Consider the following 13,031-nt stretch of genomic DNA (forward strand, 5'->3'; position numbering starts at 1 on the left):
AATATGGAATTTTCAGCCATCATGTTAACCATGGGAGTGTCCTTTTTGCTGGCCGTGATTGTCGGTCCTTTATTTATTCCGCTGCTCAGGAGGTTGAAATTTGGGCAGCAAATTCGGGAGGAAGGCCCGCAAGCGCACCTGAAAAAAAAAGGCACGCCGACGATGGGCGGAATCATTATCATGCTGGCGTTATCGCTTGCGTATTTCCGATTTGGCGGCCATCGATCGATGGAATTTTATATTTTGCTGGTTGCATCCCTCGGATACGGTTTAATCGGTTTCCTAGATGATTATATTAAAATAGTATTCAAGCGTTCTTTGGGATTGACGGCAAGACAAAAGATGCTGGGTCAGCTTATTTTCGCGGTGATCGTATGTGTGATGCTGTATCGCATTGATCATAATACCGATCTGATTATTCCCGGATTGGATCTTCACATTCCGTTAGGCTGGCTGTACTACCCATTTGTGATCTTGTTCATGATGGGCATGTCTAATGCCGTCAACTTTACCGACGGCTTGGATGGTTTGCTCTCGGGAACAAGCGCGATTGCGTTCGGCGCCTTAACGGTAATCGCCATGATGGGCAGTGAACATGAGTCGGCCTTCTTCTCGGCAGCGATGATTGGTGCTGTTCTTGGGTTTCTTGTGTTCAATGCGCACCCCGCGAAAGTATTTATGGGGGACACCGGATCTCTCGGAATCGGCGGAGGACTCGTTGCAGTCTCGCTGCTGACCAAGACAGAACTGTTGCTCGTTGTCATCGGCGGCGTGTTTATTATCGAGATCTTATCGGTAATCATTCAGGTGACTTCCTTTAAAACGACAGGAAAAAGAGTATTTAAAATGAGCCCGATTCATCATCATTTCGAACTGAGCGGCTGGTCTGAGTGGCGCGTTGTCATCACCTTTTGGATAGCGGCTTTGATTCTTGCCGGCTTAGGGCTATTTCTACATGAGGGGTTGTAAAGCATGCATCATCCAAATACGTATCGTTCTAAAAAAGTAGTTGTTCTCGGTTTAGCCCGCAGCGGACAGGCAGTAGCCAGAGTTTTCCAGAAATATGGAGCTAAGCTTGTCGTCAACGATTTGAAACCGCGTGACCAGAGTCCCGAAGCCGATGTATTAGAGGCTTTGGGAATTTCTGTCGTTTGCGGTCATCACCCTGACGATCTCATCGATGAGAACACGGCACTTGTTGTCAAAAATCCCGGGATTCCATATAGCTCACCGCCTGTTCAGCGCGCCTTAGAGCTCGGTGTCGAGGTGGTGACGGAAGTCGAGGTAGCGCAGCATGTAACCTCTGCTCCAATTATCGGAATCACCGGTTCCAATGGCAAGACGACCACAACGACTTGGACTTACGAGATGCTGAAAGCGGGAGGAAAGCGTCCGATTATAGCGGGGAATATCGGCATTCCTCTTTGTGAAGCGGCTGAAGAGGCAGAGTCAGACCATTGGCTTGTGACCGAGCTCAGCAGTTTCCAGCTGAAAGGGACAGGCGATTTCCATCCGAAAATTGCTTGTCTTTTGAACATATATGCAACCCATCTAGACTATCATGGCTCCATCGACGATTATATAAGCTCGAAATACAAGCTGTTTGCCAACCAAACGGCGGAGGATATCGCGGTTTTGCACGCTGATGATGAGGCTTGTGTGCAATTGTCGAAGCAGATCAAAAGCGGCATCGTATGGTTCTCCGTTCGCCATGAAGTGGATCATGGAGTTTGGCTGAAGAGCGATGGGGGCAAAGAGCTTGTGATTTGGCGTGACGGCGAGGGAGTAGATCACGCGCTCATCGAAAGCGGCGAAATGACGTTAAGAGGCAGACATAATCTTGAAAATGCAGCGGCTGCCGCTGCCATTGCTTTGTGTGCAGGCACGCCGATGGATGCTGTTAAGGAAGTTCTGAAGACATTTCAAGGCGTGGAGCACCGGCTTGAATATGTTACGCAGAAGAACGGCATCTCTTTTTACAACGATTCCAAATCGACCAATCCGACCTCGACGATGAAGGCGCTAGACGCTTTTGAGCGCAAGGTGATATTAATCGCAGGAGGGTTGGACCGTGGAATGGATTATAAAGAGCTCACAGAGTGGTTTAAAGGTAAAGTGAAAGGGATCGTTACACTGGGAGAGACCCGAGTCAAATTAAATAAAGTGGCGCAAGAGGCCGGAATTACCCACATTCAAACGGTTGAAACTGGTAAAGAAAACGTCCATCAGGCGCTGCAGGAAGCGCTGGATAAGGCGCTCAGCATGGCGCAGGAAGGCGATACTGTCCTGCTCTCACCTGCATGTGCAAGCTGGGATATGTTCTCCACTTATGAGCAAAGGGGACGCATTTTTAAGGAGACCGTGCATAATTTGTAAGAGAGGGGGTAAACAAGCCTTGATCTGTACCCCTCAAGATTGCAGATAAGAGGTGTTCAATCATGGCAAAAACCCGTTCCGCACCGGACGTGCTCCTACTCGTCTCAACATTGCTGCTTTTAACCGTCGGCATCATCATGGTTTACAGTGCCAGTGCCGTCAATGCATTTCACGATTACGGGGATCGATTTTTTTATTTGAAACGCCAGTTGATCTTTGCGGTGCTTGGCATCGTGGCGATGTATTTTACGATGAATACCGACTATTGGGTATGGAAAAAATTTGCGAAAATCGGATTAATCGTTTGCTTCGTCTTTTTAGTGATCGTCCTGATTCCAGGCATCGGAGTCGTTCGCGGCGGAGCGCGCAGCTGGCTCGGAATTGGCGCATTCGGTATTCAGCCTTCTGAGTTTATGAAGCTGGGCATGATTTTATTTTTGTCCAAGCATCTGGCGGAAAGACAAAAAGAAATTACCCATTTCACGAAAGGGCTTATGCCTCCACTGCTGCTCGTGGGTACAGCCTTCGGTCTCATTATGCTGCAGCCGGATTTAGGGACAGGCGCTGTACTGGTAGGAGCTTCGCTGCTTATCATTTTCTCAGCCGGCGCTAGAATCTCCCATCTGGCAGGACTGGCGATGATTGGGGTTGTCGGACTGATCGGACTGATTATCGCGGCACCCTACCGGCTCAAGCGAATTACGGCCTTCCTGGATCCATGGCAGGATCCTCTCGGTGCCGGTTATCAATCCATCCAGTCGCTGTATGCAATTGGACCAGGCAAGCTGTTTGGCTTAGGCTTAGGGATGAGCCGGCAAAAATACAGTTACCTGCCAGAGCCGCAAACGGATTTTATTTTCTCCATCATTGCCGAAGAACTAGGCTTTATTGGCGGCGCATTCGTGCTCGTATTATTTATGCTGCTCGTATGGAAAGGGATGCGAACTGCGATCACCGCGCCCGATTCGTTTGGAAGCTTTCTGGCTGTCGGAATTACCGGTATGATCGGTGTTCAGGTTGTGATAAATATCGGTGTCGTGATCGGACTCATGCCAGTCACCGGAATCACACTGCCGTTAATCTCCGCGGGAGGTTCTTCCTTAACACTTATGCTGACAGCCATCGGAATTTTGCTGAATATTTCAAGGTACTCCAGATAACGCAGTTTCTCATTGTCTTGCAGTATGATTCGCATCTGATAAATGCCTGTTTATTTGGGCGATTGTCACACTCCGAACACGCTGAACATAATATACCGTATAAACGTGACTACCAACAGACATCTCGTACTCGTCGCATACCGTAATCATTGGCCCGATAAACATCGCTGGTCGTTCCAAAGTACATTTAGGAGGTTTACCCATGCAGGAAGTGATTAAAGAATTAAAGGCACACATCAAGGATGTTAGAGAGAATGAGCCGATGTCCCGTCATACGACTTGGAAAATCGGCGGACCTGCAGATGTATTCATCGTTGCAGATACGAAGGAGGAGCTCGTGCATGCCTTACGCACGCTTTCCGAGCATCAAATCCCTTGGACCCAATTAGGCAGAGGATCCAATACATTGGTGTCGGACCGGGGAATTCGGGGCGCTGTGCTGAAATTAGGCAAAGGCTTTGAACAAATTCGTTTCGAAGACTGCATCGTCATTGCAGGAGGTGCCTATTCTTTTATTAAGCTTTCGGTCATGGCCGGCAAGCAAGGGCTGACTGGGCTGGAATTTTCAGGGGGGATTCCGGGCACGGTCGGCGGAGCCGTCTATATGAACGCAGGAGCGCACGGGTCTGATGTGTCACGTATACTGCAATCCGCAGAAGTATTGCTGGAGACTGGGGAGTTCGTAAACTATGATGCAGAAGAGTTGGATTTCTCATATCGTCATTCCCGGCTTCAGCAAACGCGCGGGATTGTCACCGAAGCTGTGTTTCGATTGAAGCACGGGGATCGGAAAGAAATTGCCGCAACTCTAGCCAGCTATAAGGACCGTAGGCTTCGGACACAACCGCTGCAATTGGCATGCGCGGGAAGCGTGTTTAGAAACCCTGAAGGCCACCATGCCGCAAAGCTGGTTGAAGAAGCCGGACTCAAGGGGCTGCGGTGCGGTGGGGCGGAAATTTCAACGCTCCATTCGAATTTCATAGTGAATACGGGCAATGCGACAGCTGAAGATGTTCTCACTCTGATCGAACGTATACGTGCCATCGTTAAACAAAAATACGGGATCGAATTGGAAACTGAGGTTCTGTTGATGGGTGAGCGTTAATTCGGAGGTGAAACATTGGAGAAACTGGTTATTCAAGGTGGAGAGCCTCTTGCCGGGACGATACACGTGCACGGTTCTAAGAATGCCGCGCTTCCGATCTTAGCCGCTGCTGTGATGGTGGAGGGCGTTCATGTCATTGACAATGTGCCAAATCTACTGGATATTCAAGTCATGCTCCAAATATTAAGAGAGATAGGCTGCAAAGCAGAATTTTCGAACGGGAAGATCGTGCTGGATACAACGCACGTTCACTCTTCCCATATTCCCGAACATTTAATGAGTCAAATGCGTTCTTCGATATTTTTGATGGGGCCTCTGGTTTCGAGGTTTGGCCATGTCCAAATCTATCAGCCTGGAGGCTGTGCAATCGGCGAGCGAAAAATAGACCTGCATCTACGTGGTTTGGAAGCGTTGGGCGGGGAGCTTAAGTCGTCCACGGATACGATTATTTGTCAGGGCAATCAGCTTAAAGGAGCTGAAATTGTTCTCGATCTACCGAGCGTCGGTGCAACAGAAAACATTATGATGGCTGCGGTCAGGGCGGAAGGGGTCACGGTGATCCATAATGCCGCCAGAGAGCCGGAAATTCAGGATTTGCAAAATTTTCTTAATCAGATGGGCGCACGCATTATCGGCGCAGGCACGAGCACCATTACGATCCAAGGCGTAAGGCAATTGTCGCCATGTCACTATCACGTTATTCCTGATCGGATCGTGGCCGGGACTGTCATGATTGCAGCGGCTGCAACGAGAGGGAATGTGACACTGGAGGGTGTGAACTCACAGCACCTAACGTCTCTCACCCATGTACTCAGAAGAGCCGGTGTTCAAGTGGATGTGAAGGGTGATATAATCAATGTATGCAGCAGCCGCAGACCAATGGCTGTGGACCGAATTGTTACCTCGCCGTATCCGGCGTTTCCGACGGATTTACAGGCACAGATTATGACATTGCTGGCGCTGTCTGACGGCATGAGCACCATCCGGGAGACGATCTTTGAAGGAAGGTTCAAACACGTCGATGAGCTTTGCCGGATGGGTGCGGATATTCGTGTAGACCTGAATACCGCCTTTATACGCGGAGTTCGAAGGCTGTACGGAGCTGCAGTCGAGGCGACCGATTTAAGAGCCGGTGCAGCATTAGTGATCGCTGGACTCTCGGCCAAAGGGACGACGGTAGTTGAACAAATTCATCATATTGACCGCGGATATGAAAATATCGAAGAGATGTTTGGTCTTCTAGGCGCTAACATTACGCGAAGAACGCAGACGGCCAAAATTGTTAATAATTGAACGTTGAGCCAACCTGATCCTTGCCCTGCGATGGAGCTTGCGGCAAGGTGACGGAATGGCATTTTTCTTTTTGCCAATCGGGACAAGTCCTTAGGGGGGAGATCATGAATAATAGGGTGCCGATTCCAGCGATGAAGACGGGGAATAAACCCAAAAAAGCGAACAAAAAAATAAGACTGCTGGTCTTTATGTTTTTTATTGCCCTGATGGCGGTATTATTTTTCCGTTCCTCCCTGAGCGAGATTTCTTCGATCGAAATCAAAGGCAATCATTATGTGTCCGAGGAAGAGCTAATGGCTGCAGTTCAAGTTGAAAACGGCGATTCGTATTTTCTCGTGAACGAGCAGGAAATTGAAAATGATATAATGGAGCTGAAAGAAATACGTCATGCGAAGGTGACGAAATCGTTCCCAGGCCGAATGACAGTTGAGGTAGAAGAGTTTCCTGGCGTAGCGTATGAAGTGAAAAGTGACGGTACAATCGTACTGCTTCTGGCAAACGGTACTCAAGTGAGTGCCAGCTCACAGCAGATGGAGTTGGATAAGCCGCTGCTTACGGGATGGGAAGGCCGTGATGCGGAAAAAGTCGAATTGAGCAGCACGATCGGGGAAATCCCTTCGAAGCTGCTTGCTGATATTTCGGAGATTAAACCGTTGCCGTCCACGACCTCATACAAGGACAAGATTCTGCTCTATACCCGTTCCGGCTTTGAAGTGATTACGACCATTTCGTATTTGAAAGATAAGATTGATCTTCTTCCTGATATAATATATGAGCTCCGGTCTCAAGATATCACCTCTGGCGAAATATCAATGCTCGAGGCGATTATTCATCGTCCCTTTGGTGCACAGGAAGGAACTGAGGTGGGGCCCGATACATCGAATGAGTCAAATTCGGAAGAAGGTTAGTCATTTTTCGACAATAATTGAAAAGAAATGAAAAATTGACTATTAAAACCGAGCAAATAATGATAAAATTGATCTTATGTTGAGAGGTTGGTAGAATGGTTATCAAAGTAATATAACCTTTCACGCAAATCGATTGATTCATTGTAAATGAAATATGATTAACGCGTTAAAAAAATGGCGTAAAAAGAGGGAATTGTACGATCGTGTGGAATAAGTACAAAGGAATCCTATGGGATAGATCAGTTAAAGTAGGTAAACAGGAGGTGCCACAGGTTGAGCAGCAATGACATCATCGTTAGTTTGGACATCGGTACATCCAAGGTCAGGGCAATTATCGGAGAATTGAACAATGGCTCCATAAACATCGTTGGTGTAGGCTCCGCTGATTCTCAGGGCATCCGCAAAGGAGCTATCGTTGATATAGATCAGACCGTTCAGTCGATCCGAAATGCGGTGGATCATGCGGAGCGCATGGTAAGTATCGAAATTTCCAGTGTATATGTTGGAATCACGGGCAATCATATTGGTTTGCAAAGCAGCCATGGTGTAGTGGCGGTGTCAAATGAAGACAGGGAAATTGGATTTGAAGATATTGACAGAGTGCTGCAAGCCGCGAAAGTGATCGCGCTGCCGCCTGAACGCGATATTATAGGGATTGTTCCGAAACAGTTTTTAGTTGACGGACTTGAAGGCATTCATGATCCACACGGGATGATCGGCGTTCGCCTGGAAGTCGAAGCGACAATTATTACCGGCGCCAAGACAGCAGTACATAATCTGCTACGTTGTGTGGAGAAAGCGGGTTTGCAGGTATCAGGGCTTGTGCTTTCCTCATTGGCCGCAAGTCAGATTGCGCTCTCTAAAGATGAGAAAACAATGGGAACTGCATTAGTGGATATCGGGGCAGGAGCTACTACGATTGCTATATTCGAGAATGGCAACATCGTAGCTACATCGACCTTGCCGATCGGCGGCGAATATATTACGAACGATATATCAATCGGTTTGCGGACACAAACCGAAATGGCTGAAATGATAAAACTGAAATACGGCTGTGCTCTCATTGAGCATGCTGAGCCGGATCAGCTTTTTAAAGTACCCCGTATTGGAAGCAATTCGGAGAAGGAATTCAGCCAAACGGATTTGTCGAATATTATCGAACCGCGAGTGGTTGAAATCTTCCAACTCGTTCAAGCTGAAGTTGCGAGAATCGGCGGGAAGGAATTGGCAGGAGGATACGTTCTCACCGGAGGCAGCGTGGTAATGCCCGGTATGTTGGCCGCAGCGCAGCAAGTTCTTCAAACCTCTGTAAGAATTGCGGTGCCTGATTTCATCGGTGTCAGAGATCCGTCCTTTACGAACGGTGTAGGGATTATTCAGTACGCATCCCGTTCTTCCAGAAAGGGGATGCCGAGCGCTGGTGCGGCGCCTGCTGCTAAATCAGTTCTGAAGAAGAGTTCACCTAAGAAGTCCGGTTTTGTTGATAAAGTGAAAAATTGGTTTAGCGAGTTTATATAAAAAGCAGGGCGGAAAGTGCGACGTACCCATCCCTTACGAAAATGCGAAAGACGTACTTATTCGTTGAAATAGGAGGATTATGACAGATATGCTAGAGTTTGATTTCGAGACCAATCAGCTGGCCTCAATAAAAGTCATCGGTGTTGGCGGAGGCGGTAGCAACGCAGTAAATAGAATGATTGAGTTCGGTGTTCAGGGTGTCGAGTTTATTACTGTAAACACGGATGCTCAAGCATTGAACTACTCCTTGTCTCCCGTGAAAATGCAAATCGGTGAGAAACTAACCCGCGGATTAGGTGCGGGTGCCAATCCAGATATCGGTAAAAAGGCTGCGGAGGAATCCCGTGAGCAAATTATGGAAGCGCTGGGCGGAGCGGATATGGTCTTCGTGACAGCAGGCATGGGAGGCGGGACAGGAACAGGTGCAGCTGCTGTCATCGCTGAAATTGCGAAGGAATGCGGTGCGCTCACCGTTGGTGTGGTGACCCGTCCATTTACGTTTGAAGGACGCAAGAGAAGTGCTCAAGCGGAACAAGGGATCGCCGCTTTAAGAGAAAAAGTAGATACATTGATTATTATTCCGAACGATCGATTGCTTGAAATTGTCGATAAGAAAACGCCGATGATTGAAGCGTTCCGTGAAGCGGATAACGTACTGCGTCAAGCTGTTCAAGGAATTTCTGACCTGATTGCTGTACCGGGTCTAATTAACTTGGACTTCGCCGACGTCAAAACCATTATGTCTGAGCGAGGATCCGCTCTGATGGGGATCGGAGAAGCGACCGGCGAGAATCGTGCGGCGGAGGCAGCGAAGAAAGCGATCATGAGCCCGCTGCTTGAAACGTCCATAGAAGGCGCAAAAGGTGTAATCATGAACATCACTGGAGGTTCGAACTTAAGCTTGTTTGAAGTCAATGAAGCGGTTGAAATGGTAACCGTTGCTTCAGATCCAGATGTGAACATGATTTTCGGTGCGATCATTAATGATGACATGAAGGATGCGATTAAGGTGACGGTCATCGCGACAGGCTTTGAACATAAGCCGGCTCCATCGATGGATACACCGATCCGGAAGCCTTCTATTCCAACAACAACGACGGAAAGTACAGAGAATCGTACTTCGGGCCTTCGCCCGTTTGGCAACAGCCCTTCGGCGGATCAATTAGATATTCCAACGTTCCTTAGAAACAAGAAAAACCATTTCGATAAATAATTTGATTTGATGAAGGCTGGTCCAGTAAGCGTTAGCGGCTTATTGGACCGGCTTTTTTTATGCTCGCGACCTCAAGACGCCGTCAGGCGTTTTTTCTCATTGGGAACGAAAGTAAGAGCGCCTTTCGACAAAAAAAGTCCGGTCTGTACAGCACGTTTAGACAGACTTCTAACGGTAGGTTGCATTATACTAGTTTCAACTTGAACAACCGGTTATCCGATATAGCAGGTTATGAAAGTAGTTCCTAGCGGGAGGGATGGGGCGAAGATGGTGATCTATGCGGATATCGTATTCCTCACCAATCTGCTGATAGACACCGTGACCTTGTCCGTGACGGCTTGGACGCAGAAAATCAAAATAAGACCTGTTCGATTATTCGCGGCTTCTTCACTTGGAGCGGCCTACGTCATCATGATGTTTTTTCCGGTACTGTCGTCCATGTATACGTTGGGAATCAAATTTTTATTTTCTGCCGCGATGGTGATGATCGCCTTTGGTTTTCACAGCCTTCAGTTTGTTTTTCGCAATTTGGTTTCGTTTTATATCGTGAATTTCGTAGCGGGCGGAGGCATCTTTGCCATTTATTATATGTATCAGTCTCAGCATGAGGTGGTCAATGGCATCTTAGTCAGCCTATTTGGAACGAAGCAGCTTCATTTCAAAACAACGCTCATTCTTGTCATCATCCTTTTGATCATTCTGATGGCTGCCTACCGATATCTGGTCCGGACGACAGGGAAAAGACAGGCTATCCAGCAGTTCATTGTGGAGATGGAAGTAAGGCTTGAAGAGCATACGTTGACGTGCCAGGGGTTGATCGATACGGGTAACCGGTTGTATGATCCTTTGACATCTTCACCTGTCGTTATTGTTGAATTTTCGCTTCTTAAGGATATCCTTCCACCAACTATGAAGGAAGGCGTACAGGGGGATATGAAGGATTTGCTGCCATATTTAGAAGACGAAAGCGTACCTTTTCGCGACAGGCTCAGGTTCGTTCCATACCGTGGAGTTCAGAAGGGAACCCAATTTATGCTGGCGCTGAAACCGGATCAAGTCCTTATTCATCATGGAGAGCAGAAATTTCAAAAGGAAAAGGTGCTGCTAGGTATTCGGGGCGATGCGCTGAGTAGCGAAGGAAAGTTTCAAGCGATTATTCACCCGGATCTGTTAGAAGGAGATGTCTCTCAATCAGCCTAATCAGGCTTCACCCATGATGGACAGAAGCTGGGAAGTACGTGCGGTATAAGGGAACGTATCCGTTAGTACCTCCCTAACAGCTGTAAAAGCAGAGGCGAAACGGCCCCATTAACTCTACAGGAGGTTTCTTATGTTCTGGAAGTTGAAATTCTCACTGCAAATTTACTATTATCGCTTTCTGTTTTTGCTCGGTTTGAAAAGTGAAGAGGTATACTATATTGGCGGCAGCGAAGCATTGCCTCCTCCGCTCACAAGAGAAGAAGAGGAATTTTTACTAGGAAAGCTATCAAGCGGGGACGCGGCGATTCGCGCGATGCTGATTGAGCGCAATTTGAGATTAGTGGTATATATAGCCCGGAAATTTGAAAACACGGGAATTCATATAGAAGATTTGGTATCCATCGGGGCGATCGGTTTGATTAAAGCGGTGAATACATTTGACCCGGAGAAAAAGATCAAACTGGCCACATACGCCTCACGCTGTATCGAGAATGAGATTTTAATGTATTTGCGCAGGAACAGCAAGACGAGAACGGAGGTATCCTTCGACGAGCCTTTAAATATTGATTGGGATGGCAATGAACTGCTGCTTTCTGATGTTCTCGGTACGGAGAACGATATTATTTATAAAAATATTGAGGAGCAAGTGGATCGTAAGCTACTTGTGAAGGCTCTCGATAAGCTCTCAGAGAGGGAAAGAACTATTATGGAGCTGCGCTTCGGACTTGTGGATGGCGAGGAAAAGACGCAGAAGGACGTCGCAGATTTACTTGGTATTTCGCAGTCCTATATTTCTCGTCTGGAAAAGCGGATTATTAAGCGTCTGCGCAAGGAATTTAATAAAATGATCTGAATTTAGGCAGGACCATACCGACGAATGGCTGCTTGAAGATGAAAGAATAAAAATACCACTCGAGGGGATAATGTACATTAGTTTCTCCTTGGGAGGTAGTCGCAAAATGACCCGAAACAAAGTTGAGATCTGTGGTGTGGATACCTCAAAGCTGCCCGTATTAACCAATGCGGAAATGCGGGAATTGTTTGTGCAGCTGCAGCAGCAGGGTGAACTGTCGGCCAGAGAAAAGCTGGTCAACGGGAATCTGAGATTGGTGCTGAGCGTTATACAACGCTTTAACAATCGCGGAGAATTCGTAGATGATCTGTTTCAAGTCGGTTGTATCGGACTGATGAAAGCCATTGACAACTTCGATCTCAGTCAAAATGTAAGGTTTTCTACATATGCTGTGCCGATGATCATCGGGGAAATTCGTCGATATTTAAGGGACAATAATCCTATTCGCGTCTCCCGCTCTTTGCGTGACATTGCTTACAAAGCACTTCAAGTAAGAGATCAATTGACCAACAAAAACTCCCGTGAACCGACAGTTTTCGAGATATCCGAGGTTCTTAACGTACCGAAAGAGGATGTCGTATTCGCACTGGACGCCATTCAAGATCCCGTATCCTTGTTTGAGCCGATCTATCATGACGGCGGGGATCCTATTTATGTGATGGATCAAATCAGTGATGAGAAGAACAAGGACTTATCTTGGATTGAAGAAATAGCTTTAAGGGAAGCGATGCGAAAATTAAACGACAGGGAAAAGATGATCCTTTCGAAACGCTTTTTTGAAGGGAAGACGCAGATGGAGGTCGCAGACGAAATCGGCATCTCTCAGGCTCAAGTCTCTCGCTTGGAGAAATCGGCGATTCAGCAAATGCAAAAACATGTCAAAACTCAATAACACATAGGTCCTTATAGTCTCTGGCACGGTACAACGTGAACAGAGACTTTTTTTCGTGAAAGCGTACGGGTTCAGCTTTTTTACATGAATGAGGACATTTTAAACGAGAAGCACATATATTTTTAATAAGACGATGTCCCCGATTCGTAAGCCTTTCGAGCGGTAACAGGGGGATAAATAACCATAAATGTGTGGTGATGGGGTGAAAATTTCCGATTTCCAAACCAAAGATGTCATTAACATCGTGGACGGTAAAAAGCTGGGGCAGATCAGCGATTTGGATTTGGATTTAAGACAAGGACGCATTGAATCGATCGTGGTTCCCAGCCAAGGGAAATTTTTCGGCATGTTCGGCAGCAGCAGCGAGGTGATCATTCCCTGGAAGAATATCGTTAAAATCGGAATGGATGTTGTCCTTGTCAAGCTCGAAGACTCACGGTTATACAAGGTACAGGAAGATGCAGAGGTGCAGGAAGATTATTATTTGAACTATAAGGCACAAAAGTAAAAGCA

At 47.2% G+C, this 13,031-nt stretch carries 12 protein-coding genes; all 12 read left to right on the forward strand.

Annotated elements, in window-relative coordinates:
• Positions 1–3: 3 nt before the first annotated feature.
• The 12 genes from mraY to ACFPXP_RS16410 all read left to right on the forward strand — a co-directional run bounded on the left by mraY (position 4) and on the right by ACFPXP_RS16410 (position 13,026).
• Positions 4–969, forward strand: a complete 966-nt coding sequence (gene mraY, locus ACFPXP_RS16355; protein WP_379895416.1) for a phospho-N-acetylmuramoyl-pentapeptide-transferase — start codon at positions 4–6, stop codon at positions 967–969.
• 3 nt (positions 970–972) lie between these two features.
• Positions 973–2,376, forward strand: a complete 1,404-nt coding sequence (murD, locus tag ACFPXP_RS16360) for a UDP-N-acetylmuramoyl-L-alanine--D-glutamate ligase (protein WP_379895417.1) — start codon at positions 973–975, stop codon at positions 2,374–2,376.
• Between the two features lie 62 nt (positions 2,377–2,438).
• Positions 2,439–3,536: a stage V sporulation protein E gene (gene spoVE / locus ACFPXP_RS16365; RefSeq protein WP_379895418.1), complete on the forward strand. Its 1,098-nt coding sequence runs from the start codon at positions 2,439–2,441 to the stop codon at positions 3,534–3,536.
• Between the two features lie 202 nt (positions 3,537–3,738).
• Complete coding sequence (gene murB / locus ACFPXP_RS16370) at positions 3,739–4,641, forward strand: UDP-N-acetylmuramate dehydrogenase (protein ID WP_379895420.1); 903 nt, start codon at positions 3,739–3,741, stop codon at positions 4,639–4,641.
• Between the two features lie 15 nt (positions 4,642–4,656).
• Positions 4,657–5,934: a UDP-N-acetylglucosamine 1-carboxyvinyltransferase gene (murA, locus tag ACFPXP_RS16375; protein WP_379895421.1), complete on the forward strand. Its 1,278-nt coding sequence runs from the start codon at positions 4,657–4,659 to the stop codon at positions 5,932–5,934.
• Between the two features lie 104 nt (positions 5,935–6,038).
• Complete coding sequence (locus ACFPXP_RS16380) at positions 6,039–6,842, forward strand: cell division protein FtsQ/DivIB (RefSeq protein WP_379895422.1); 804 nt, start codon at positions 6,039–6,041, stop codon at positions 6,840–6,842.
• 273 nt (positions 6,843–7,115) lie between these two features.
• Positions 7,116–8,360, forward strand: coding sequence for a cell division protein FtsA (gene ftsA / locus ACFPXP_RS16385; protein ID WP_379895423.1), 1,245 nt, complete (start codon positions 7,116–7,118; stop codon positions 8,358–8,360).
• Between the two features lie 88 nt (positions 8,361–8,448).
• Entirely contained in the window at positions 8,449–9,573 is a 1,125-nt protein-coding gene (ftsZ, locus tag ACFPXP_RS16390; RefSeq protein ID WP_379895467.1) for a cell division protein FtsZ, read from the forward strand.
• A gap of 267 nt (positions 9,574–9,840) precedes the next feature.
• Entirely contained in the window at positions 9,841–10,773 is a 933-nt protein-coding gene (gene spoIIGA, locus ACFPXP_RS16395; RefSeq protein ID WP_379895424.1) for a sigma-E processing peptidase SpoIIGA, read from the forward strand.
• Between the two features lie 130 nt (positions 10,774–10,903).
• Positions 10,904–11,626, forward strand: coding sequence for an RNA polymerase sporulation sigma factor SigE (sigE, locus tag ACFPXP_RS16400; RefSeq protein ID WP_379895425.1), 723 nt, complete (start codon positions 10,904–10,906; stop codon positions 11,624–11,626).
• A 106-nt stretch (positions 11,627–11,732) separates the two neighbouring features.
• Entirely contained in the window at positions 11,733–12,518 is a 786-nt protein-coding gene (gene sigG / locus ACFPXP_RS16405; RefSeq protein ID WP_379895426.1) for an RNA polymerase sporulation sigma factor SigG, read from the forward strand.
• Between the two features lie 202 nt (positions 12,519–12,720).
• Positions 12,721–13,026 carry a YlmC/YmxH family sporulation protein gene (locus ACFPXP_RS16410; RefSeq protein WP_379895427.1) on the forward strand — a complete coding sequence of 102 codons (306 nt, stop codon included), beginning with the start codon at positions 12,721–12,723 and terminating at the stop codon, positions 13,024–13,026.
• Positions 13,027–13,031: the final 5 nt, after the last annotated feature.

It is taken from the genome of Marinicrinis lubricantis (assembly GCF_042658665.1).
Taxonomy (GTDB): Bacteria; Bacillota; Bacilli; order Paenibacillales; family KCTC-33676; genus Marinicrinis; species Marinicrinis lubricantis.